The 24,097-nt window shown below is 68.8% G+C and carries 19 protein-coding genes; 11 read left to right on the top strand and 8 right to left on the bottom strand.

Annotated features, from left to right (window positions below; all coding sequences use genetic code 11):
* The first annotated feature begins 38 nt into the window (after positions 1 to 38).
* Positions 39 to 629 carry an HD domain-containing protein gene (locus tag ON04_RS01410; RefSeq protein WP_010539783.1) on the top strand — a complete coding sequence of 197 codons (591 nt, stop codon included), beginning with the start codon at positions 39 to 41 and terminating at the stop codon, positions 627 to 629.
* Between the two features lie 6 nt (positions 630 to 635).
* Positions 636 to 1,490 (top strand): T3SS (YopN, CesT) and YbjN peptide-binding chaperone 1, encoded by an 855-nt coding sequence (locus ON04_RS01405; protein WP_033443948.1) that lies wholly within the window; start codon positions 636 to 638, stop codon positions 1,488 to 1,490.
* A gap of 7 nt (positions 1,491 to 1,497) precedes the next feature.
* Here ON04_RS01405 and ON04_RS01400 read toward each other — a convergent pair whose 3' ends face one another.
* On the bottom strand, positions 1,498 to 2,124 hold the full coding sequence (locus ON04_RS01400) for a hypothetical protein (RefSeq protein ID WP_081477098.1): 627 nt from the start codon (positions 2,122 to 2,124) through the stop codon (positions 1,498 to 1,500).
* Between the two features lie 128 nt (positions 2,125 to 2,252).
* On the opposite strand from ON04_RS01400, the gene ON04_RS01395 reads away from it, so the two are divergent.
* Both ON04_RS01395 and ON04_RS01390 read left to right on the top strand, forming a co-directional pair.
* The gene (locus ON04_RS01395) at positions 2,253 to 5,189 is read left to right on the top strand and encodes a PD-(D/E)XK nuclease family protein (RefSeq protein WP_010539780.1); all 2,937 of its coding nucleotides are present in this window, start codon (positions 2,253 to 2,255) and stop codon (positions 5,187 to 5,189) included.
* Entirely contained in the window at positions 5,186 to 8,629 is a 3,444-nt protein-coding gene (locus ON04_RS01390; RefSeq protein ID WP_010539779.1) for a UvrD-helicase domain-containing protein, read from the top strand. The genes ON04_RS01395 and ON04_RS01390 overlap by 4 nt, the downstream gene beginning before the upstream one ends.
* Here ON04_RS01390 and ON04_RS01385 read toward each other — a convergent pair.
* Positions 8,622 to 9,737 (bottom strand): DNA gyrase subunit A, encoded by a 1,116-nt coding sequence (locus tag ON04_RS01385; protein WP_010539778.1) that lies wholly within the window; start codon positions 9,735 to 9,737, stop codon positions 8,622 to 8,624. The two genes, ON04_RS01390 and ON04_RS01385, sit on opposite strands and share 8 nt — an antisense overlap.
* 238 nt (positions 9,738 to 9,975) lie before the next feature.
* On the opposite strand from ON04_RS01385, the gene ON04_RS01380 reads away from it, so the two are divergent.
* Entirely contained in the window at positions 9,976 to 10,338 is a 363-nt protein-coding gene (locus ON04_RS01380; RefSeq protein ID WP_010539777.1) for a hypothetical protein, read from the top strand.
* Here the strand turns inward: ON04_RS01380 and ON04_RS01375 are convergent.
* On the bottom strand, positions 10,325 to 11,164 hold the full coding sequence (locus tag ON04_RS01375; protein WP_141564583.1) for a tyrosine-protein phosphatase: 840 nt from the start codon (positions 11,162 to 11,164) through the stop codon (positions 10,325 to 10,327). The genes ON04_RS01380 and ON04_RS01375 overlap by 14 nt on opposite strands.
* Positions 11,165 to 11,269: 105 nt before the next feature.
* On the opposite strand from ON04_RS01375, the gene ON04_RS01370 reads away from it, so the two are divergent.
* The gene (locus ON04_RS01370) at positions 11,270 to 12,220 is read left to right on the top strand and encodes an SMP-30/gluconolactonase/LRE family protein (protein WP_010539775.1); all 951 of its coding nucleotides are present in this window, start codon (positions 11,270 to 11,272) and stop codon (positions 12,218 to 12,220) included.
* A 7-nt stretch (positions 12,221 to 12,227) separates the two neighbouring features.
* Here the strand turns inward: ON04_RS01370 and ON04_RS01365 are convergent, their stop codons facing one another.
* Positions 12,228 to 13,826 carry an adenylate/guanylate cyclase domain-containing protein gene (locus ON04_RS01365; protein WP_010539774.1) on the bottom strand — a complete coding sequence of 533 codons (1,599 nt, stop codon included), beginning with the start codon at positions 13,824 to 13,826 and terminating at the stop codon, positions 12,228 to 12,230.
* Positions 13,827 to 13,935: 109 nt separating this feature from the next.
* On the opposite strand from ON04_RS01365, the gene ON04_RS01360 reads away from it, so the two are divergent.
* Together ON04_RS01360 and ON04_RS01355 are read left to right on the top strand one after the other, a co-directional pair.
* Positions 13,936 to 15,663, top strand: a complete 1,728-nt coding sequence (locus tag ON04_RS01360; protein WP_010539773.1) for an AMP-binding protein — start codon at positions 13,936 to 13,938, stop codon at positions 15,661 to 15,663.
* A gap of 47 nt (positions 15,664 to 15,710) precedes the next feature.
* A complete protein-coding gene (locus ON04_RS01355) occupies positions 15,711 to 16,769 on the top strand; it encodes an SMP-30/gluconolactonase/LRE family protein (protein ID WP_010539772.1) in 1,059 nt (352 codons plus the stop codon).
* On the opposite strand, the gene ON04_RS01350 is transcribed toward ON04_RS01355, so the two are convergent.
* The gene (locus tag ON04_RS01350) at positions 16,753 to 17,145 is read right to left on the bottom strand and encodes a DUF4870 domain-containing protein (protein WP_010539771.1); all 393 of its coding nucleotides are present in this window, start codon (positions 17,143 to 17,145) and stop codon (positions 16,753 to 16,755) included. The genes ON04_RS01355 and ON04_RS01350 overlap by 17 nt on opposite strands.
* A 92-nt stretch (positions 17,146 to 17,237) precedes the next feature.
* Here ON04_RS01350 and ppc point away from each other — a divergent pair, with 92 nt between their 5' ends.
* A complete protein-coding gene (gene ppc / locus ON04_RS01345) occupies positions 17,238 to 20,054 on the top strand; it encodes a phosphoenolpyruvate carboxylase (protein WP_029457445.1) in 2,817 nt (938 codons plus the stop codon).
* Positions 20,055 to 20,174: 120 nt separating this feature from the next.
* Here ppc and ON04_RS01340 read toward each other — a convergent pair whose 3' ends face one another.
* Genes ON04_RS01340 through ON04_RS01330 form a run of 3 tightly spaced genes read right to left on the bottom strand, consistent with a single transcriptional unit; the run spans position 20,175 to position 22,627 of the window.
* On the bottom strand, positions 20,175 to 21,356 hold the full coding sequence (locus ON04_RS01340; protein WP_010539769.1) for an MFS transporter: 1,182 nt from the start codon (positions 21,354 to 21,356) through the stop codon (positions 20,175 to 20,177).
* A 24-nt stretch (positions 21,357 to 21,380) separates the two neighbouring features.
* The gene (locus ON04_RS01335) at positions 21,381 to 22,067 is read right to left on the bottom strand and encodes a LysE family translocator (RefSeq protein WP_010539768.1); all 687 of its coding nucleotides are present in this window, start codon (positions 22,065 to 22,067) and stop codon (positions 21,381 to 21,383) included.
* Positions 22,064 to 22,627, bottom strand: a complete 564-nt coding sequence (locus ON04_RS01330) for a methylated-DNA--[protein]-cysteine S-methyltransferase (protein ID WP_010539767.1) — start codon at positions 22,625 to 22,627, stop codon at positions 22,064 to 22,066. The genes ON04_RS01335 and ON04_RS01330 overlap by 4 nt, the downstream gene beginning before the upstream one ends.
* A gap of 223 nt (positions 22,628 to 22,850) precedes the next feature.
* On the opposite strand from ON04_RS01330, the gene ON04_RS01325 reads away from it, so the two are divergent.
* Both ON04_RS01325 and ON04_RS16920 read left to right on the top strand, forming a co-directional pair.
* Positions 22,851 to 23,900 carry an esterase/lipase family protein gene (locus ON04_RS01325; RefSeq protein ID WP_010539766.1) on the top strand — a complete coding sequence of 350 codons (1,050 nt, stop codon included), beginning with the start codon at positions 22,851 to 22,853 and terminating at the stop codon, positions 23,898 to 23,900.
* A 9-nt stretch (positions 23,901 to 23,909) separates the two neighbouring features.
* The coding region (locus tag ON04_RS16920; protein ID WP_010539765.1) for a hypothetical protein at positions 23,910 to 24,097 on the top strand (188 nt) is incomplete at its 3' end.

Below are 24,097 nucleotides of genomic sequence, written 5' to 3'. Positions count from 1 at the left end.
CGCCCGGCGCTGGGAGTCCTCCCCTAGAGGAGTTCGCAATGCCACTTACCTGGAGTCCCACCGTCGACCGCGCGCTCGCGGTGGCCGCCCGCTGTCACGAAGGCCAGACCCGCAAGGACGACCCGACGCCCTACATCGCCCACCCCGTGGCGGTGGCGATGATCGTCTCCGACTTCACCGACGACCAGGACGTGGTGGTAGCCGCCCTGCTCCACGACGTGCTGGAGGACGTGCCGCCGTCGGTTTACTCCGCCGACGACATGACCGCCGAGTTCGGAGCGCGAGTCACCGAGATGGTTCGCGGAGTGTCAGAGGAGAAGACCGCCGGCGAGGAAACACCACCATGGCGAATTCGCAAAGAGGGCTACCTCGCGCAGTTGGCCACGGATTCCCCCGAATGCCTGCTCATCTCGGCCGCCGACAAGATCCACAATCTGCGCTCCATGGTCGTTGCGCACGACCGGATGGGCGAGGAGATGTGGGGCCTCTTCAACGCCGGACCGGAGGAGAAGCTGTGGTTCTACAGGTCCATCGCCGATGCGGTGACCGCGAGACTGGGCGAGTGTCCCGCCACCCGTGACCTACGTCGGGCGGTTGACGACGTGGCCGCGCTCGCTCCGGCGCAATGACCGGTCATGCGTGATCAACTCTCCGGCCCGGGCAGCGCCTCCCTGCGCCCGGCCGAGGACCCGTGGGAAGGGTTCGAAGAGAGTTTGACCGGCCTTCTTCGGAGGTCAGGGGCGGTCGGAGCAATGGAGTTCTCGGCTCCTACCGAATCCGCCGGTGGGCAGGGTCGATGCCTCGTCCAGCTCACCCCTGACGGCGTCGCCTGGGTGACCGTTCGTGCGGCCGACCAGCAACTCATCGACGAGATGGTGGCGTGGACCGAGCCGACCGACCCGGCGCGCGTGGCAGGCTCCGTTGTGCAGGCCTGCCGAGACCGGCTCATGGTCCCGCACCCGCAACTGCTGACGTTGCGGTGCGAAGGTCCGGTCGGTCTGCACACCGGGTCGCTGCGCCTACTCCGCGCCGACTCGGTTCCCCTCGGCCAGGACCCGGCCGACTATCCGAACGCCGTCGACGTGGCCGTGGAGGTCGAAGACCACGAAGACGCGCGGGAACTGTACGAGACGCTGGTCGAGAGGGTTACGGGCCGGCCCTGCGTCGTGGACGACGACGGGTGTCTCGTCTTTGATCACGACGGCCACCGGATGCACGTGGAGTTCACCGAAGGTCTGCCCTACGCGCGGATCTGGGCGTGGGTCGTGCGGGGAGTGCGCTCGCGGTCGGGTGCGGCACTCGAAATCGCCCGGCTGAACCTCGAGGACGAGCTCACCACCTGGGTGCTGGACGGGCGTCACATCCTGCAACGAACCACCGTGCCGGTCGCCCCGTTCCTTCCGCGGCACGCCCAGACCGCATTGGAGCATTTTCTCTTTACTTTCGCCAGCACGCGCGACACCATCGCGCACAAGCTCGGGCCGCGTTAGCCCGAGGTCAGCCCGCCCAGAATTGAACCATCGGCTGGCTGGAGAGTAGTTCCCCGCCCTCATAGATCAGCATCTCCGAGGGGTCGATGACGTACATCACGCCATTGTTAGTGGCTGTCGCGGAGCGGCCGAAAACTTCCGGGTCGTCGATCTCCACGCCCGATCCACCTGACGATCCCCGATAGTAGTAACGGCCGTTATCCGGATTGACGCAGATGGAGAACGACGCCTGGGTGGTCTTGCCGATCATCGCGGCCGGGTCGCCGGCATTGCATCGCGCCTGGCTATTGGAGACCCACCCCGATGAATCGGCCCCGGAGGGAATTGCCGTAGACCCCTGCGGGCGCGTGCGGGGAGCCTCGCGGGTCACCGTGACCGTCTCCTGTTCCGGCGGGGTGGTGTACTCGGTCACCGGGGGCCGGGACGACGGTGCGGACGGGCTCGACGATGATGCCGCCACCGCCTGCCCCTGCTGGCTCGCGTAAGTTTTGTCGGGCCGGAGTGCGAGGTAGGCGATCGCCGCAAGCAATGCCAGCACCAGGACCCCCAGTACCGCGACAGCCACGATCACCGGAGCGGAACCTTTACGCTGCGGTTCGGGCTGATACTCGTATCCCTGCCAATGCTGAGTCATTTTTGCGCTCCCTCTGCTCCGTATGCCGCAGTTCCAACCGGCTTGAGCGGAAGATAGCAGCAGACTCTGACGCCTCACCCCCGGCCGATCGGCCCGACCTTGTCGTACCCGTGGGGCACCATGTCGGTGTGACCGGATCCCAGGACCCCTCGCTCTCCACCACCGCGGCCATCGCCACCGAGGTGCGTCTCGCCCGCGGCACCGACCCGCTCGGCCGTATCACCGTCATAGTCGCATCGTTCGGCGCCGCCCGGGACCTCGTGAGGGCGCTCGCGTTAACCGGTGGCGCCTTCAACGTTGCCGTGCGGACGGCCGCGCAGGTGATCGCGGAGCTAGCCGGCCCCGTCCTCGCCCCTCGGGCGGCGCTGCCGTTCCCACTCCTGGCCGCGGCGGTGGACAAGGCGCTGGACGCCGACCCCGGGCAGTTGGCGGCGGTCGCCTCCGAGCCCGTCACCGGTCAAGCGGTTGCCCGGGCCTGTCTTCGACTGGGCACGGTCGATCCGAGCACGGTCACGCCGGAGACGCCGCTGCACCGCGAGGTCCTTCGACTGGGCTCGCAAGCCCACTCCACAACCGGGCCCGCCTACTACACGCAGTTTGAGGCCGTGACAGTCGCGCTGGAACGGCTGGACAACCTTGGGCACGTCGTGCTGGCCGCGCCTCTGCGCGGAACCAATGCCGAGCAGCGGCTGCGTGAGGCGCTGGACGGACGCGGGATATCCGCGCTGCCAGGGACGGGGACGGACAATCTCGCGGGTGCGGCCGAGCCCGATACCCCGGAGGCCGTCACAGGGAGCCATGTTGTGCACGCGTCGGATTCGGACGACGAGGTGCGGGCCGTGATCCGCTTCGTCCGCTCGCGTCTAATCGCCGGAATGCCCGGACACAAGATCGGCGTCTACTACCCGTCACCGGACCCCTACCTGCGGCTACTGCACCGCGCGTTCGGCGAGGCTGGTATCACCGTCTACGGGCCGACCGACTCCGGTCCGGGCCGCTCCCCCTCCGGACGTTCACTCATTCGACTGCTTCAACTCGACACTGACCTCATGCCCCGCGCCGAACTGCTGTCAGTCGTGGCCGAGGGCGCGGTGGTGCCGTTCGACCGCGATGGTGTGCCGGTCTCGTCCCGGAGGCTCGAACTCCTTACCCGCACCCGGTTTCCCGTTATCGGCGGCAGCGACTGGGACCGGCTGGCAGCTGCCCTGCATGACGAACCCCAGAATTTCCACGACTCCGATCGCGCGGCGGCCACTGCCCTTCTCAACCTGATCGAATCGATCCGATCCGGTCTGGCCGTCGTCGACGCTGCACGCACCTGGTCCGAGGTCGCTACTGCGGTTGGTGACCTGCTCACCTCCACGGCGCGGCAGACTCCCGACCACGCGGCCGTCCTTTCCGCGGTCAACTCTCTCGCCGATCTGGACGCGATCGCCCCCGCGATCACCCGGGACCGCGTGGTGGGGGCCGTGACCACCCGACTGGACGCGATCAGCGACCGGATCGGAGAGGAAGGTGTGGGAGTAGCGATCGGGCCCATCGACGACGCCGTCGGGCGAGATCTGGACACCGTGTGCGTGGTCGGCATGGCGGAGGGGCTGCTGCCAGTCCTCCGCAGGCCCGACCCGCTCCTGCCGGAAGGTTCCGTGGAGCCTTCAGTGTCCGAGGTGCTCGATGAGCGTTACCGGGTCCTGCAACTCGCGCTCGCCTCAGGAACGGCGCACCGGCTGTGTTCCTTCCCCCGAGGCTCCATGCGCGGTGGCGGCGACCGAATCCCCTCACGCTGGCTGCTCCCCACACTGTCCCGACTCGCTGGTGTCAGGGTCGACGCGACCAGTTGGCAGGAGACCGTGGCCGGATGCGAGGCGATCACCGCGGTGCCCTCGTTCGTAGACGGGGTACTGACCCCGCCGTCCATCCTCGGCTCCGACCCCGCTACCGCAGCCGAGCTCCGTATCCGCGAACTCGCCGCCGACGGGTGGCAGGTCCGGGCGGACGCCCCCGGACCACTGCTCCGAAGCCACGCGATGCGGCGCGATCGCCGGCTTGGACGGTTCAGTCGCTTCACCGGCGACGTGTCGGCGGCAGCGGACCTGCTCACCGTGCTCGACCGTCCAATCTCCCCCACCCGGCTCGAGGACTGGGCCCAGAGTCCGTACCTCTTTTTCTTGGGGACGGTCCTGCGGGTCCGGGTGCTCGATGACCCGGCGGCGGACATCGAGATGGATCTGCGCGACTACGGCGAACTCGTCCACGCGATTCTTGAGCGCTACGTCTCGGCGCGCCTCGAGAGCGGGTCCGGTCCGGATCGGGACCAGCTCATGAACGCCCTCCGGATCGAGTGCGAAGCCGCCACCGCCAGCTCTCCCGGGCTGGTCGCGTCACTCTGGCGGCGCCGGGAGGCCCTATTGGCGGCCGAGCTGGACGCGTGGTTCGAGGCAGACAGCGCTGATGCCGACGAGGGCTGGCGACCCGCCGCCACCGAACTCACCTTCGGTCGAGCTGACCCGGAAGGCTCGACCCTCGAGATCCCCTACGAGGTAACCACCTCCCGCGGAGCCCAATCGCTGCTGCTCGCGGGATCGATTGACCGACTCGACACCCGGAGCGGCACCCAGCGTGTGACCGACTACAAGACAGGTAAGCCGCCCAGAGATCCCGACCGCCCAACTGCGGAGGATCCTACGATGATGGGTACGAGGTTCCAGCTGCCGCTGTACGCCGCGGCCGCGGCGAACGCCCGCGACATGCCTGTCAGCGAGGTGCGGTACTGGTACTGCACTGAACGCGGAGGATTTACTCAGGTAGCCCTCCCCGTCACCGACGTCCTCATGGAACAGGTCCGCGCGGACGTGGGTCACCTCGTGGACGCCCTGCAACGGGGCTGGTTCCCGCTGAAGGGCGGGCGTGGCTCGTCGCGCGACCTCGCAGATCTGCTGGGCGGTGCGGATCTCGATCGCACCTGGGAGCAATTGTCGCGACGAGAACCGGTGGCGTCACACCCCGCGTTCGCGGGGATCCTCATCGCAGACCACGCCGAGAACGGATCGGAAACGTCCTCATGACCACACTTCCCGACCAAGCCGCCCGTGACAGGGTCGAATCCGACACCGCCGCCACCCTGTTCGTCGAGGCGGGGGCCGGCACGGGCAAGACCCGCGCGCTGGTCCGACGGCTCAGCACGCTCCTGCTGGAGGACGGCATTCCCGTCGATCGGCTCGCCGCAATCACCTTCACCGAAAAGGCCGCCGCCGAACTCCGCGACCGCCTCCGCATGCACCTCGTGAGTCAGCGTGGTCGCGGGGACCGCCGAGCGGAGAATGCCCTGGCCGGGCTCGACACCTCCGCTATCGGCACCCTGCACTCGTTTGCCCTTCGCCTGCTGTCGGAGAACCCGCTCGAAGCCGGGATCCCGCCCCGGGTCACCGCACAGCAGGCCACAGCCGAGGACACCGCGGTGGAGGCCATGTGGCAGGAGTGCGCGACCACACTGTTCGGCAGCGGTCCCACAGCTGACCGCGATGGAACCCTGGCACGGGCGGTCGACGACATTCTCGACGCCGGCACCAGCACGACCTCGTTCCGCGAGGTCGTGGAAGCCCTACACCGTGATTGGGACCGGCTGCCCACCGAGCGGCTCCACGACGGATCGGATCTGCCTCCGATCCCGGATCTGAGCGAGGTCACGGCCCGCGCCGCGTCGGTCACCGCCTGGCGTGACCAATGCCAGGACCAGTCCGACCTGCTGTACCAGACCCTGAGCAAGCATCAGACCTGGCTGGAGATGCTGGAGACCGCACTGGGAGACCCCACCGCCTCGCCGACCTGGGTCGAGATCGTAGGAAAGCCGTTCGGACCGGGAACTGGCGGCAAGGGCGACAACTGGGGCGGCGGCGACGTGGTGAAGGAAATCAGAGACGAGATCAAACTGCTCGCGCCGCTCTGCGAGAAGGTCATGGCCGCGCACTGGCCGCCCCGTATCGCCGTGGTGTTGGACGCTCTCATTCCCATCGTCCTCCGCCATGCCGGAGATCGGCGCCGGCACGGCACACTGCAGTTTCATGACCAACTCGTGTTAGCCCGCGAATTACTCCAGAACCCGGACGTCCGTGAGCGGGTACGCGACAAGTACCAACGGATCCTCATCGACGAGTTCCAGGACACCGACCCCATCCAGTTAGATCTGGCCGAGTTGCTCACCGCCGCAGTCGACCGCCCGGGGCCGGAGCCGGGTCGGCTGTTCACCGTCGGCGACCCCAAACAGTCCATCTACCGGTTCCGTCGCGCCGACATCGCCACCTACCTCCGCGCCCGGGGAAGCGACGCTCATGCCACGACGGGGATCGAGATCGAACGGCTGAGTACCAACTTCCGGTGCTCCCGGTCCGTGCTGGAGTGGGTCAACTCCGTGTTCACAGAAATTCTGGTCCCGATCGATGGTGTCCAGCCCGACTACCAGGCACTTGATCCCGCGCCGGACCGGCAGCCTCACGATCCGGCCCACGGGCCGACGCCGTTCGTCTTCCGGAGCGAGGACGTGCCCGCTCACTGCCCCGAGGACGCCAAGGACACTGACGTGCGTCACTGGACCGAGGCGTCAGATGTAGCGCGCGTGATAGCCACCGCGATCCGGGAGAAGTGGACGCACGAGTCCAAGACCGGCGATCATGCCCCACTGCGACTCGGAGACATCGCAATCCTTCTCCCCTCCCGCGCGGCGCTGCCCATGCTGGAAACCTGCCTCGACCACGCCGGGATTGACTACCGGACGGAGGCCTCCTCGATCGTTTACGGGACGTCGGAGATTCGCGACCTTCTGTTGGCAGTCCGAGCCATGGCCAACACCGCAGACGAAGCCTCGCTCGTGGGGGCCCTCCGTTCGCCACTGTTCGGCTGCGGCGACGACGACCTGCTGCGCTGGCGATCCGGAGGCGGGACCTGGGCACCCGGTGCGCGTACGCCCGAGGAATTGTCAACCTCGCCGGTCGCAGAGGCGATGCGCTACCTCTCCGGACTCTCCCGCCAGACGCGGCGCCCCGGTGAACTCCTCGAGCGTCTGGTCAATGACCGCATGGTGTTCGAGTCTGTCGCCGAGTCTCCACGTCGACGCGACCTGTGGCGACGTATCCGGTTCGTGATCGAACACGCCTGGCAATGGGAGGAGTCCGCCGCTGATCCCGCTCGTGCCGACCTGCGTGAGTACGCGGACTGGGCACTGTCGCTGACGGCCGAGGACGCCAGGGTCCCCGAGGCCGCGATCCCCGAGATCGGCGTGGACGCGGTGCGGATCACCACCATCCACGCTTCCAAGGGGCTGGAGTACCCGATGGTCATCCTGGCCGGGATGAGCCGCAGGTGGCCGAGCGATCGCAATCGACTCCTGTGGACGGACGACGAGACCCCGCGTCCCGTCACCCGATTCTCCGCAATGGTCAGCGACCCCGCGTTCACCCGGGCAGCCGACCACGAGAAAGCACACTCCCTAGCCGAACGGATCCGACTGCTTTACGTGGCCACCACCCGAGCCGAGAGTCGTCTCGCGGTGTCCGGTCACGGATACGCGCTCGGTAAGGGCAAGAAGCCGCTACAGATGTGGGGAAAGCTCCTGGGATCAGTTGTCGAAGAGCACGACGCTCCCGACCTGGTCGACTACGGCCCGGACCTCCTGAGCTCTTCGCCCGCGCCAGCGGTTGACGTGCCCGACGAGCAGGAGTGGGCCGAACGCAGTCGGACCGTGTCCGACAGAGCCGCCGAGCGCGCCGGCTGGTCTGCGACCCGGATCGTGCACCCAACGACGGCCGGGACAGAAGTGGGCAACCATGCGGAGGCCGATCAGGCGGAGCCAACGAAGAGGCCGCCGCTGCCGGAACGGCTCGCAGCCGCACTGCGGGACCGCTTCGAACCAGCCCCTGCGCGACCCGCAGAACTGCCACCCGCACCACGGCGTGCGCCACTGGCATCGGGACCCGATGTCGGCACCGCCGTGCACCACCTCGCAGAGCACACCGATCTGGCGAGGCTGCTCTCCCCGCCCGAGAACCGGGGGGCCGCGGCAGCGATGGAGGACTGGGAGGGCTGGGCGGCGGATCAGATCGTGGCCCTCGGGCTGGGCGGGGGGCTCCGCGGGAGCCGGGACCCGAACGCGGTGGCCGAGATGGTCACCGTGACTCGCAACGCCCTGACGTCCGAACCGGTCCTTCGGGCGGCAGGCAGGAACCACTGGTCCGAACTACCGGTGGCCGGACCGCTGACCACAGCCGATGGCGCGACCGTCGCGGTGGACGGCGTCGTGGACCTCGTGGTGGAGGAGGCCGACGGGTCGCTGGCCGTCATCGACTACAAGACCGACGTCAGCGTCACCACCGCTACCGTCGACGAGTACCTGCTGCAGCTCTGTGCCTACGCCGAATTGCTCGGAACCACCACCGGCAGGACCGTCTCACGAATCGAGCTGATTTTCTGCCGCAGCACTCCCCCGACGGTGGTGACGCGCGAGCTCAGCTGAGGTTTGTCCACACCACGCGATCGCCCACGACACTGGCGAGTGCCGAATCGCAGGGCTCACCTGCAATGAGCGCCTGATATAACTCGACCAGCAGGTGCACAACCGAATCCCACATTCGATGCAGCGGCTCGTTGCCCCCGTACGCCCAGACCACACCCGCACCCGGACCACTGCGGTAGGACACCGCGTAGCCAAAACCATGCCGCTCGGCGACCGGCCACATGCGGGACGCCCACCTCACGCCACCACCCGGTTCCGAACCGAGCGAGCCGGTGGCCATGGCGTGTTCGAAGCGCACAGCCTGCGCGTCGAACGCCTGAGCAGCAGACAACGGATCCGCGAACGGGAACAAGCCCTCCACCGAATCCAAACCCGTCCTGCTCAGGTGCCACAGCAATGTTCGTAAGCCTGTCGCGTCGTCGACGCCGCAACTGTCCAGCAGTGAACCCGCAGGTTTAGCGGGATCGCGGGGATCATCGGCCCCAGGGTCGCCGGACGGTCTGATCCCGAGGAACTCGGCGATCGCCTCACAGAGCTCGCCGATCTGCTCGTCGAGCACGACGTGCGACTCATCAGCCCGCGATGTCGAGCGTCGAACCGACGGACCCTCGATCGTCGCGGCCGGAGACGGTTCGTCCCGGAGCGGCGCCACGGATCCGAGCGCGGGTGCAGTCGCGGATTCCACAGCGCGGAACTGCGGAAACGAGTCCAACGGCAGTGGTTCAAGTGCGGGCCCGGAGCCCCAGCTGAATTCGGCAGCCGCGTCGGCCGCAGGGACCGGCTCGTCGGCGGGAATGGCCGGCAGGACGCCCGTGACATCGGCCAACATCTCCAACCGGTCCCGGCGGTTCTCATCGATGCGTCTGCGCTCCGAGCGCGTGAACGTCATCACGGGGAGGGTGAGCAACACGGCGGCCTGGCGGCCCGTGAAACCGAAGCCGAGCTTGAGCGCCCGTCGCGCCTCGACCGGCGATTCCGCGTCGCGAATGACCTCCATCACCGCATCCAGGTCGTCGCACGCCAGCAGAATCGCCTCGGCCTCGTCCCAGGCGCGACCAATCTCGTCCCCCGGCTCAAACCATCCACCGACCGCTCCCGATGCGTTCACAATTGCCCCCCAATCCGTCGACGAAGTCCGACCCGACCTCATCTGACACCCGAGAATCCTACGCCTGCCCCCGGTCCGGCGACGACGCCCAGGTGTCGACCACCGGCGGCCGCGACAGAGGAAGGTGTGAGTAATCTCTCCGCTGCCGACAGCGCTGTGACCTGCACCGACGAACTTCACCGCGTTTCCTCAACAAGCATGGCGATCGCGCACCGCGCTGGTACGTAGAGTTCGGGTCATGAGTCAACTACTGTCACTCGAGGAGCGTTCGCGGGATGGTTCCGCCACTGCCTCTCCTGCTGCCGGCGACGCTCCCGTCAATACGGACATGACACATATCGCCGTCTTCCCGACGCCGCTGCACACGCTAGGCGCCGCCGCGGTCGGCATTCTGGCGGGCCTCGGAGCGGTCTACCTGGTGGCGTCGCGCCTGGCCGGTACACCCGCGGCTGTGGCCGCCATGGTCATGATCTTCGCCGTGACAATGGCCGGCCCGCTGGTCCAAGCGCGGGCGGGCACCGAGCTCGGCCGAGTGATCGCTGTGGCCCTCCAGTCCATCGTGTTCGGTGGAGTGCTGGGCGCGCTGGTCATCGTGATCTGAGGCGGGCACCGAGCTCGTCGACGAGGTCGCCCTCGAGTCCCGTTCCGTCGATCAGGTAGCGACGGACGTCGCCGTACTGCGAGTTGAGCGCGTCGAGCGACCGGCGGATGTTTGACTCGTCGACCTCGAGGAGCACTGCGATCGCCTCGGCCTGATGAGGCATCTTCACCTGGACGTACTGCAGGATCGCGTCGGTGAGCTCCCTGTTGTGCTCCCGGGTTAACAGGTAATCCGCCACCACGTCGTCTTCCGCCACCCCGGCGAGCAGCTGCAGCACCGCCGAGATCCAGCCGGTACGGTCCTTGCCGGCAGTGCAGTGCACGACCGATGCGCCGGACGAAGTGGCGACTTCGCCGACCGCGCGACCGAACGCGGCGCGCTCGTCCGCACCGAGCACGAACTGCTCGTAGGTCCGGGCCATCTCGGTCCGGGCCTCGTCGACCGTGACGATTCCGGAATTCATTAGGGTCGCCGCTGTGGAGTTGCCCTGGAGGACGTCGATATTGACGTTCTTAGCACCGGGGACGGGCACATCCGGCTGCATGGATACCTCGCCGGTCGACCGGAGGTCAACGATGGTGGACACACCGAGGCGCTCAAGGACGCCCACGTCTCCATCCGACGCCGACACCGCTGCGGACCGGTAGACGACTCCGCGGGCCATCGAACCCGACTGCTCGAGCGAGTACCCCGGGCCGGCCACGTCGCGAAAGTTGTGGATCCCGGACAGTGTCACAACGCCGTCGCTGCTCTCGAGGCGGCTACGGACCGCACCGTCGTCGGGACCCGTTCCCATCCCAGCGCGTCCACCCTGCTCAGCACTCATCGTTCTCCTTCTCGGTCAAGCGGCGCCCGCACGGACGCACCGTCTCCTCCCTACCCGATCATCAAGTAGCCGATCGTCGACCCAAAGTCATGCTTGGATACCCCCATGTCGAACCGCGTGCGCTCCGCGACCGCTCTGGCCGCCGTCGTCTCCTTCACTGTCCTCGGGGCGTTCGCCGGTCCACCCGCACTGGCGGCGGACCTGTCTCCGGGATCCCTCTCGCCGTTGCCCACGTGCGACGGACCGGCCCCGCGCATCACCCCGTTCGGAGACGCCGCCGCGCCGGTTCTGGGATGGCGCGAGAACCTGGTGTTCGACGGGCGGGGCCGGATGTGGGTGTCCGGAATGCTGGCCAACGAGGTGGTGGCATACGACCCGGGAGGTCGCAGGGTGGCCTCCGTCCCGATCGACTCTCCGGGCGGGCTGGCGCTGACGCCCGAGGGCGAGGTCGTCGTCGTCACCGGCGCGACGCCGACGGCAACCCACTCGAAGATCTTCGCGTTCGACCCCGACTCCGCTCGCCCCGCGCCTCGGCTCGTTACCACGCTGGCGCCCGGCAAGAACGGCCTGGCCGTGGACGCCGCGGGCAACATGTACACCACCGGCCTGTTCGCGCCGACCATCACCAAGGTGCGAGCTGACGGCACCGTCGACGACGCGTGGTCGGCAACGGCGGCGGTCGGCGGGACCAACGGGATCGTCATCCGCGACCGCACCGCCTACGTCACCGTGACCGCCTCCGTCGACACGGTGGTCTACGAGATCCCGCTCAGCAACCCGATAGCGGCGCGCCCGCACGTCCTCACCCGACTGCCGGCCCTGGCACGTGGCCTCGACGACCTCGCGGTGACCGACGATGCGCTCTACCTCGCGGGCCTGACCGGCGGCGAGATTCTCCGCGTCGACCGATGGACCGCCGCACCATGTGTGCTGGTGGGGGGCATCCCCGGGCCGACGAGTGTGCGCGTGGCCGAAGGGTTCGGCGGGTACGGCCCCGGCGACCTGTTCGTCACCTCGGTCGACGGGAGCATCCGGCACGTGGCGATCGGAACGTAGCACTCACCTAGACCCGCGTCGCGTCCACGGGCCACGTCAGGACCGTGGGCTCGGGCCGGCCGCGCAGTCCCACCGGTGCGCCAGTCCGCCAGAGTGCGGCCTCCTCGGGTGTTGCCGCATCGCGCGCGGCGCCCGACGCCAACACCCGAGTCGGATGCGACTTGGCGAGCTCACATAAGCGGGCGGCCTCGTTGACGGCATCCCCGATCACCGTGTACTCGAACCGCGTGGCCGACCCCACGTAGCCGGCCACCACCTCGCCATACGAGACGCCGATGCCCGTGCGGTAGGCGGGCAGCAACTCGGCGAGCGCGTCCCCGAGCCGTCGGGCCGCCGTGAGCGCAGAGGTGGCCGAATCAGCCAACGGGACGGGCGCCCCGAAGACGGCCAGCGCAGCATCTCCCTGGAATTGGTCGATGAACCCGCCCCTGGCCTCCACGTTCTCCACCACCACGTCAAAGAAGTCGTTGAGCAACTCCACCACCTCCGAGGCCGGGCGGGTCGCGGCCAACGTCGTGGAGCCCACCAAGTCCACGAACAACACCGCGACCCGCGTCGTGTCGCCGCCCAGGCGCGGCTCCTGCAGCTCAGCAGCCCGCGCGACCTGACTTCCCACGTGGCGCACGAACAGCTCTCGTAGTCGCTGCCGCTCGCCGATCATCTCCGCCATGTCGTTGAAACCCAGCTGGAGTTGGCCCAGCTCAGTGCCATCGAACACGTCGACGCGGGTCGCGAGATTGCCGCCGGCCAGCTCCTCCATCGCCCAGCGGACCGACAGGATGGGAGCGAGCATCGCGGTGACCAGCAACCACCCCGCGGCGATGCTGACGATGAAACCGGAGACACCGATGAACGCCAGGATCATCGCCAGCCGCGACACCGACACGTCGTCCGCGGTGCCTGTGTGGACGGCCAGGACGACGAGCGCCGCCATCGGCAGCCCGAGCGCCACCACCCAGACCCCGATGAGGCGACCCCGGATCCCGACGAACGGCCGCATCGGCGTCGGCGCAGCCTTGAGAGCGATCGCGGTGAGTGGGCGCACCGAGATCTCCGCGACCAGATAGCCCAGACCACAGGCCATCGCCCCACATGTCACCACAGCCACCGACAGGACCGGCAGAACGGTCGGATCGACCATCCCGTAGGGAATCACCGTCACCACGCCGCCGACCACCCACAGGGCCGCGGTGAGCAGGGTCAGCCGGAACGGCACCGCCAGGCACAGCCGCTGCTCGTCCGGGGTGGGAGACCGATTCTCATCCGGCCAGCTCAGCCACCGGCGGACAACCCAGGTCAGCCAGACCAACCCGAACGACACCATCGCCAGCACGACCAGCGGCGTCACCACGAGGGCCGCGGTACGGTACCGCCCCGAGGTGAGTTCATCGAACGGCAGCAGTAGCCACTGCAGACCCACAACGCACGCGATGCCGAGCAGGTGCGTGACCAGCACCGTGGACGTGAGAACCTGCTGCACTCGTCGTTTCCGCCGCGACGGAGGCTCCACCACCACGCCGAGCAGCCGGGTCCCCCACGGTGGACGTGTCTGGTCACGGTCGTTGAGCACGAATGAATCCTCGTCGATGCGGTCGTATCCGGCCATTGTCCGCCGAGACGGACCGCCCCGCGGATGAACTGACCACCCTGACACCCGTCAGAATTGCTGGCCGTTCCGGGTATCCGCGGCCATTCGTTGACCTAACCTCCGATGCATGACCCAACCTGACTTCAACCCCGGCCACGCCATGCAGCACGAGACGTTCGGCGAAATCCTGCTGGATCGATCGACCGATGATCACCCCGGTCTGCTGTTCGAGGACTCGCAGTGGTCCTGGCGCGAGTTCGTGGCCGAGGCCGCCGTGCGCGCGGAAATCCTGCACGGCTGGGCGGACGAGTTCGCCCACGCCTACGCCGATCGGCCCGCGCCGTATCGCCGCCTCCACGTGGGGATCCTGCTGGAGAACGTGCCGGAGTACCTGTTCGTCCTGTGCGGAGCCGCCCTGGCGGGAGTCACAGTGGTGGGCATCAACCCCACGCGACGCGGCGGCGAGCTCGCCTCCGATATCCGTGGCGTGGACTGCGACGTGGTGGTGACCGATGCCGCCGGCAGTGCGCTCCTGCACGGCCTCGACACCGGCACGATTGCCCAGTTCGACGTGGAATCCGACGACTGGCGGCAACTGTTGGCCGGCCATCAGGGGGCTGAGCCGCGCCTGCTGTCCGACGACGCGCGCGACCCCCACACCCTGCTCGCACTGCTGTTCACCTCGGGCTCGACCGGGGCGCCCAAGGCCGTCATGTGCTCGACCGGCCGACTTGCGATGCTCGGCACCATCAACTTCCGCAACCTGGTCCGCAGCGACGTGGCCTACAGCGCCATGCCCCTATTTCATGGAAACGCCCTGTTTGCCGCGTTCGCGCCGTCCGCCTACATCGGCAGCACATTTGTCATGCGTCGCAAGTTCTCCGCGTCCCGATTCCTGCCCGACGTCCTGCGCTATGGCGCCACCTACGTCAACTACGTGGGCCGGTCGCTGTCCTACATCCTGGCCCAGCCGGAGCAGCCGGAGGAATCCGAAACCGCTCTCCGCATCGTCTACGGCACCGAGGCGTCCGTCCACGATCGTCGCGAATTCACGCGCAGATTCGGCGTCGAGCCCGACGAGTCCTACGGCAGCAGCGAGGGCGGTGTGGTGATCGCCCGCACCCCGGACACCCCTCCCGCAGCACTGGGCGTACCCGGTGACTACATGAACCTCGCGATCCTCGACGCGAACGGCGACGAGTGCCCCGCGGCCGAGTTCGACGCCGACGGCGGACTGGTCAACGCCGGCGAGGCGATCGGCGAGATCTGCAACCTCACCGGAGCCGCGATGTTCGAGGGCTACTACCGCAACCCCGAGGCCACCGCCGAGCGCAACATCGGGGAGGTCTACCACTCCGGCGATCTGGGCTACACGGACTCGGACGGATTCTTCTACTTCGCGGGTCGTTCGGGCGACAAGATCCGCGTGGACAGCGAGAACTTCTCCGCCGGCCCGGTGGAACGCATTCTCGACCGATTCCCCGGAGTCCTGGTGGTGGCCGTCTACCCCGTGCCCGACCCGCGGACCGGCGACCAGGTGATGGCGGCCATCCAACTCGAGCCCGGCGCGTCCTTCGACCCCGCCGCGTTCTCCGAGTTCTGCCGCACCCAGCCCGACATGGGCACCAAGTGGGCGCCACGGTTCGTGCGGATCATGGAGGAGATGCCGGTCACCGCCACGCGCAAGATCTCCAAGCCCAGCCTGCGGCGGGAGTCGTGGATCGAGCCGGGCGAGGTGTACTTGCGGGGCGGGCCGGAGGGAGTCGACGACGAGTACCGCCCCCTGACCGACGCCGACCGCGCCGCGCTGCTCGCTCGGTACGAACTCCACGGCCGCCGGCCCGCCGGGGTGTGAGGTCGGCACGGCACACATGCGTGCACCGCTGATGTGAAGATGGAGCCATGAAGCTACTCCGCCCGGTGGTCGCGGCCCTCGTCGTCGTCGCCCTGCCCGTCCTCACACCCGTCGCCGCGGCGGTCCCACCCGGTTCCGTCGTGGGCGCCGCCACCTCGGTCGGACCGGCGGCGGGCTCGGCGGAGGCGCTGCCGTCCGGCTCCCACGCGGGTTCGGTCCGCGGGCTGGACCTGGGGTCCGGCGTGACCACGTCCTCCGAAGCGCCCGCGCCGATCGCCCCGTGTTCCGGGCCCGCGCCCACGGTGACGACGTTCGGCGACACCCCGCCGCCCGTGCTGGGCTGGACCGAAAACCAGGCCTTCGACGGCCTGGGGCGCCTGTGGGTGTCCAAGACGTTCCTGAACCGCGTCGACGCTTATGACGACGACGGCAACGTGGTCGCCTCCGTCCCCGTTCGCGCACCCGGTGGGATCGCCTCGGGCCCGGACGGGCGGATGCACGTCGCGGCCGGGACCGGCTACCTCGCCGACCGCTCCGACCTCGTCAGCTTCGATCCCGCGGTGGCCCGGCCCGAGGTCCGTGTCGAGACCCGGTTGGACAGTCGCAAGAACGGGCTGGCGGTTGACGCCCACGGCAACCGCTACCTCACCGGCCTGGAGGATGCCGGCCTGACCAAGGTGGGCCCGGACGGCGAGGTGGACGTGGCGTGGTCGCGGGCGGCCGCGCTCGGGGTGGCCAACGGCATCGCGATCGACGACGAGACCGCCTACGTCACCCAGTCCACCGACCGGACCGTCGTGCACGTGGTGCCGCTCGACCGTCCGGCCGACTGGACCACCATCGAACTCACCGTCCCGCCCGTCGCGGCGCGCGGGCTCGACGACCTGGACGTCACGGCCGACGCCCTCTACGTGACCTCGTGGACCACCGGCGAGGTGTACCGGGTGGACCGGACCTCCGGTGAGGCGTGCGTGGTGGTGGGCGGCATCCCGCGGGCGACGAGTGTGCTGGTGGCCGACGGGTTCGGCGACGTCGGCCCGGACGACCTGCTGGTCACCTCGCTACACGGGCCGATCCGTCACGTCGCGGTCAACGCAGCACCTTGATCTGGAACGGGTAGTTCATGGTCCGGCCCTTGGTGGCACGCAAGGTGCCCATGATGTGGCCGATGATCTGCCCGAGGAACGAGATCACCAGCAGCGGCACACCGACCGGGATCGCGATGATCGTGATGATGCAGATCCAGCCCACGATGCTCATCACCCAGAGGCCGAGGTTGAAGTTAAACGAGCCCGCGGCGGCCTGGCGGACGAACGGGCTGCGGTCCTTGTAGATCAGCCACATCACGAGCGGGCCCACGAACGACAGCCAGCCCGCGGAGATCACCATGGCGATGAGGCTCGCGGCGTGGGCGAGGGCCGCCGCGGTGCGGTCGGAGTCGGAGACGACGGGGGTGGGCGAAAATCCGGGCTGCTGGGTCATACTCCCCAGTCTTCCAGCCACACGGGCCCGCCACATCGGGAAAGACCCCGGGATTCACGCGAGTGTCGTACGGCGCGCCTACCCTTGCGGCCATGGCCGATCAGACGCAGTCCGAGCAGCCCGCCACCGACCGGCTCGACGAGGCGGTCCGACCTCTGCGTGACGACGTGCGGTTCTTGGGCTCCCTGCTCGGCGAGACCGTGCGCGAACAGGCCGGGGAGCGGATCTTCGACCTGGTGGAGACCGCCCGCCGCACTGCGTTCGCCGTCCGGCGATCGCACGCCGACCGCGACGAGGTGGCCGCCCTGTTCACGGACGTGCCCGCCACCGACGTGATCCCGGTCATCCGCGCGTTCTCTCTCTTTGCGCTCCTGGCCAACGTGGCGGAGGACCTGCACCAGGAACGGCGGCGGCGGATCCACACGGCCGCCGGGGAGCCACCGCCCGCCGGGGATCTGGAGGCCACGTGGGCGCGGCTGGCCGAGGCCGACCCGGGTGACGCGAGGCTCGAGGCGGTCCGGGCCACCGCCAGCGTGGCACCCGTGCTCACCGCCCACCCCACCGAGACCCGGCGGCGCACCGTCTTTGAGGTCACACGCCGCGTCCACGAACTGATGCGGCGGCGCGACGCCCTGAACTCCGGGCCGCGGGACAGGGTTTCCGAGCGCGAGATCGCCGACGTGGAACTGAACATCCGCCGCCAGGTGCTGATCCTGTGGCAGACCGCCATCATCCGTAGCGAACGCCCCCGCATCGAGGACGAGGTGATGGGCGGACTGCAGTACCACGAGGCCACGCTCATGAACGTGATCCCGCCGCTCAACGCCGAGATCGCGGAGCGCCTGGGCTGCGGCGACCGCGCCGTAGTGAGACCGGGCTCGTGGATCGGCGGCGACCGCGACGGCAATCCCTACGTCACCGGCGACGTGGTGCGGTTCGCCACGACCAAGGCTGCCGAGTTGCTCCACCAGCATTACGCCGAGCAGTTGCGCCAGCTCGAGCGGGAGCTGTCCCAGTCGCAGCGGGTCGTGGAGGTGCCCACCCCGGTGACGGCCCTCGCGGATTCCCTTCCGGCGGTCGGCGGGGACGTGAGTGCCTCCCGCGAGGACGTGCCGTTTCGCCGAGCCGTGCGGGTGATCCGCCGTCGACTCGCCGCGAGGGAAAGGTTGTTGTCGTCGTCAACGGTTGGTTCGTTCCCGTCGTGGTGCCTCGACGACGACGAGGCCTACCCCTGCCCGCAGGACATGCTGGACGATCTGGAGGTCATCGACGCGTCCCTCGAGGAATGCGGGAGTGGCCTGTTGCGGACCCCGAGGCTGCGGGACATCATCTGGGCGGTGCGGACGTTCGGGTTTCACCTGCAGGCGCTCGATATGCGGCAGAACTCTGAGTCGCACGAGGACGTACTCACCGAACTGTTCGCGCTGGCGGGGGTCAACCCCGACTACGCGGCGCTGGACGAGGACGCGCGTGTAGAACTCCTGCTGACCGAGCTCTCGCACGACAGGCCGCTGCTGGGTCCGCGGGCGGAGCTGTCGGAGCTGGCGGCGCGTGAGCTGGGCGTGATGCAAGCTGCCGCCGAGGCCGTGGACCTGCTGGGGCCCGAGGTGGTGCCGCAATACATCGTGTCGATGTGCGGGTCCGTGTCCGATCTGCTGGAGCCGGCGGTACTACTGCGCGAAGTGGGACTGTTCTCGGGCCATCCGGAGCAGCCGCGGTCAAGTGTGCGGCTGGTTCCGCTGCTGGAGACGATCGACGACCTGGCGGCCGGCGCGGGAATCCTCGACGCGGCCCTGGCGATCCCGCAGTTCAGAGCACTGATCCGAGGGCAGGGCGACATGCTGGAGGTGATGCTCGGCTACTCGGATTCCAACAAAGACGGCGGCTACCTGGCGGCCAACTGGTCGCTCTACCAGGCCGAACGCGATCTCACCGAGGCTGCAGCGCGCGCCGAGGTGCAGCTGCGGTTCTTCCACGGTCGCGGTGGCGCGGTGGGCCGCGGTGGCGGCAACTCGTACGAGGCGATCCTCGCCCAGCCACCCGGAGCCGTGCAGGGTTCGCTGCGGGCCACCGAGCAGGGTGAGGTGATCTCGGCCAAGTACTCCCAGCCCGGTCGCGCCCGTCGAAACCTCGAGGCCCTGGTGGCGGCAACGCTCGAGGCGTCACTGCTCGACGTGGAGGGGCTGGGCGAGAACTCACACCAGGCGTACGAGGTGATGGCGGATCTCGCACGCCTGGGCAGGGATGCATACGCATCGCTCGTGCATCACGACGACGGGTTCATCGAGTACTTCACCACATCTACGCCGGTGAGCGAGATCGGTGAACTGAACATCGGGTCCCGGCCGACGGCTCGCAAGCAGACCTCGTCGGTGGACGACCTGCGGGCGATCCCGTGGGTGCTGTCATGGTCGCAGTCCCGCGTCATGCTGCCGGGCTGGTTCGGCGTGGGCACGGCGCTGCGTCAATGGGTCCACGCTGAGGGCGATGACGCTGCGGACGCGCGACTCGCCACGCTGCGGCGCCTGTACGACGATTGGCCGTTCCTGCGCTCCACCCTGTCGAACATGGCGCAGGTCATGGCCAAGGCGGATATGGACCTCGCCGGCCGGTACGCCGAACTCGTCCCGGACGCCGAGGTGGGCCGACGAGTGCACGGAGTCATCTCGGACGAATTCGAACTGTCTCGCGAGATGCTGCTCGCGGTGACCGGACACGAGACGCTTCTCCACGACAATCCGGCGCTCGCCCGTTCCGTTCGCAACCGCTTCCCGTACCTCGAGCCGCTGAACGTCCTGCAGGTCGAGCTGCTGCGTCGATACCGTGCGGGCGATGAGGATCCGGACATACGGACGGGCATCCAGTTGACGATGAACGGCCTGGCCACAGCCCTGCGCAACTCGGGCTGACCCGCCGCCCCGGCGTCGCCATCGCCACCCGGCCACGTCGGCCACTGCCCCCGCCGAGAAGAGGATTTCGTGCAATCCCTCTCGCGCAATACAGGCGATTTCCTCTTCGCGGCGGGGGGGCTAGCGCAGCTGTCGGGCGGTGAGCGGAATCAGCAGAACGCACGCCACCGCCGTCGCCGCGATCCACGGAACCGGGCCCCCGAACCTCGATAGTTCCGCCACGACGTATGGCGTGGCCATCCCCAGATAGGCGAGGACATAGAACACGGCCACCAGGCCCGCGTGATCGCGGGGGCCAGACTGGAGTTCGACCTCGACCAGACCCGCCACCAGCAGCGTTGCGTAGCCGATGCCCAGCAGGACCGCGACCGGCAGGAGCCACAGCGCGCGCCCGGGAAGGCCCGCCGAGCCCGCCAGCGCCGCGCCGGCAGCCATGCCGAGTGCGGCGGCGGTCAATCCAGCGATCGGCGGCCGGGACGCGGGTGTGGCCGCGGCGAGCCGCCGGACCGCGGGTTGCACGAGAACGCCCGAGCCGAGCGTGACGCCCACCATCACACCTGCATACAGGGTGGGCCGGCCCCAGGCGTCGCCCCCGAGCAGGTCGGCGAGCACGGCGAACGACATGCTGGCACAGCCGAATACCAACGGGGCCCACGGCGCCACGCCCAGCAGGAATCGGCGCGTGCCGGCGGTCGCGGGAATAAGTGGGGCCGGCTCGGAACTGACACCCGGTTCGTACGGATCGGCAGCGCTCCACGCAACGAAGAGCGCGACGACCCCCAGCGCCAGGTGCGGCAAATACGGCGAGATGGTGGGCGCGGGAGCGAACTCCGCCACGATCCCGGCCACCAGGCCGCCGAGGCCGAAGCCGCCGGTCAGGGCGATCGCTGCGCGGCGTGCCCCGGTACCGGGCGGGGCGTCGACGGTGAGTTCACGAACCCACGCACTGCCTGCACCGAAGGCCGCGCCGGAGGCGAGACCCGCGAGAAATCGACCCAGGTAGAGCCACAGCGGGTCCTGCGACCCGAGGAGCATCAGCACCGTCGCTACCAGGGACAACACGAGTACCGGGCGCATGAGGACGCGGCGCCCGTTGCGATCGGACCAGCGGCCGGCCACAAGGAGCGTCGGCAGCAGACCCACGATGTACACGCTGAACATGGCGGTGACGCTGGCCTGGGACAGGTCCTGGCCGGTGCGGTACAGGTACAGCAGGGGCGCGAACTGGTTGGCGCCCCAGCCGACGGCGAACACGGCGAGGGCTGCGCGCACCCACGCGTGGTGACCAACCGGTGACTCCATGGGGCAGAACCTAACCCGACGACGTCACGCGAGCGCAGCGATGACGAACGCCACCCCCACCACGACGAACAGTCCGCTGGCTACGAGGTTGATCCCCGGCAGGAGGCCCGAGACACGCTCGTTGATCACACGGTGCGAGGCGACGGTTGCCAGTCCGCAGAACCATGCCAGTGCCACCGCGATCATCCCGGCGACGAGCGCGAACGACAGCCCGACGGACACCTGGCCGCTGAGGAACGGGGTGAGCACCGCGCCAAAGAACACCAGGGCTTTGGGGTTGGCGAGGTTGGTGGCAAGGCCTCGCGCGAAGTCGGCCCGGGGAAGTCGGCCGGGCCCTGACGCGGGTGGCTCGATGATCGCGGTGGTCTCGGTCAGCGCGGACTCGGTAGGGCCGGGGGCGGCGGGTGTGGCGGTCACTGCGCGGGTGCGCCACCAACCGCGCAGCCCGAGAATGCCGAGCGTGGCAAGGAGCAGCCCACCGGCGACCTGCAGAACGGTCATGACCTGCGGGTACACGCGCACGAGCGTGGCGACTCCGGCGAACGCGGCCGCCAGCCACACCGACAGCCCAGCGACGATCCCCAGCGCGGTGGCGAGACCATTGCGCCTGGCGGCCAGGGCGCGTTGGAGAACGACGACGACGTCGGGCCCCGGCGAGACCACCGCGATGGCCCATACGCCGAGAAGCCCCGTCACGTGCGCCGCGGTCACGCCGCCGATTCCATCGCGAGGAGACGCTGTTTGACGGCAAGCCCGCCCCGGTATCCGCCCAAACCGCCGTCGGATCGCAGGATCCGATGGCACGGCCACACCAGCGGCAGCGGATTGGTGGCGCACGCAGTACCGACCGCACGGACCGCACCGGGCCGGCGGAGTTCGGCCGCGAGCTGCTTGTAGGTGGTGGTTCGGCCGTAGTCGATCTCGGCGAGATGCTGTTGGACTTCGCCGCGAAAGCCTGTCGCGAGGCGGGTGTCCAGGGGCATGTCGAAGTGGCGACGGTCGCCGGCGAGATAGTCGAGAAGTTGGGCGGCGGCGTCGTCGAGGATCGCGGATTCGGCTGGCGCCGCCTGGACGCGGGAGCCGAGGCGCGCGGCGAGCATCTGCAGGACCTCCTGCCGGTCCTCCACCTCGAACGCCACGTACGCCAGGCCGCGCGGGGTCGCAGCCAGGAGGAGTTCACCGATGGGTGTGTCTGCGGCCCGGTAGAGAACGTCCACCGACTCCGTCACCAGGGCGCGGTCCGTGAACGCGTCGCGTGTGTCGTCAATCATTTCGGGATCTCCTTCTGGGCCGGTGCCCGGCCACTGCGACGTCGACAGCAGTCCGCATCATTCTGATCCTCCCCTCATCCGTGGCGTTCCGTGCGCCCGCCCCGGTACGGAGTCCACAGCCGCGGCACAATCCTTAGCTTTCGACCGTTCCCAATTCCGGGTGCGTCTCGCATACTTAACGCACCCCTCCCTCTCCACCCTCACTCCTCTGGAAGACACCGCGATGCTCCGCTCCCGCATCCCATCACTCCCCTCCGACCACGGTAGGTCTGTCCGCCGCACCGCCTCATCACGCCGCCCGGCCCGTGCACGGCTGGGGCGCGCGCTCGCGATCCTCGCCCTGGCAATTCCGGTCGCCGCGGCGGTCGACCACTCGAGCGCCACAGCCGTGATCACGCCGCAGGCGAACGCGCAGTCTGTCGTGCCCGCCCAGCCGCTTCAGGGCTATCTGCTCTACCTGGACCCCTCGGGGCAGCTCGATGAGTACGTGGGCGAGGCACTCAACGGAATCAACGGCCCACTCGGCGCGCCAGGCCCGCCCGCAGCAGTGGATACGACCGTCCCGTGCCGGCCGACCCCGGCGCATCCACGACCCGTGATCCTGGTGCACGGGACCTTCGACAACGGGCCCAACACCATGCCCCGACTGGGCGAACCACTGCGGGCTGAGGGCTTCTGCGTGATTGCCCCGACCTTCGGCGCGTATGCGGGCAACCCGGCTCGAGGCGGCCTGGACTCGATCGTCGGCACGTCGGGACCGCAGCTCGCGGCGGTGATCGACCACGTCAGGGCGGTGACCGGGGCCGAGCAGGTCGACCTGGTGGGCTACTCGCAGGGCGCCGCGATCGCCGGTTACGCCACCAAGGTGTTGCGGCCCGGCGCCGTGCATCGCGTGGTGTCCGTGGGCGGTTACTGGGGCGCGGATAACAGTGGGATAGTCCCGCATCAGCTGCCCCGTGAAGTCGCTGGGCTCGGACTGTGGGCCGCTAACCTGCGGGGACTCGCTGAACTCGCGCCGGGGAGCCCGATGCTCACTGCCTGGAATGGCTTGGACCGCACGCCGTACCTGCCCGGAGTCGGCTACACCCTCATCGCCACTCGCGGTGACCAGATAATGCCGCCTGAGCGCAGCTTCGTGCCGGGCCCCGGCGTCGAATGGCGGGTCACCGAGGACGTGTGCGGCGGGAGCCCGAACTCCCACGACGGAATGGCCACGGATTGGCGAACGCATGCGCTGGTCAGTCGCGCGCTTGGCGGGATCGGCGGCTGCTGAGGCTAGCTGATGGAGCTGTCGGCCCCGATTGCGCAGCTGGCGGTGGCGGTGGCGGTGGCGGTGGCGGTGGCGGTGGCGGTGGCGGTGGCGGTGGCCGAGTTTCACCACGCCTATCGGATTGCGCCACGCCTGTGGGATCCGTCAGGTGTCGCGGAATCCGATGGGTCTCGGCGGGCCGGGCGGGCCGGGGCGGGCGG

Source organism: Dietzia alimentaria 72 (assembly GCF_000226215.1).
GTDB lineage: Bacteria > Actinomycetota > Actinomycetes > Mycobacteriales > Mycobacteriaceae > Dietzia > Dietzia alimentaria.
This window is presented reverse-complemented; position numbering and strand designations above follow the sequence as displayed.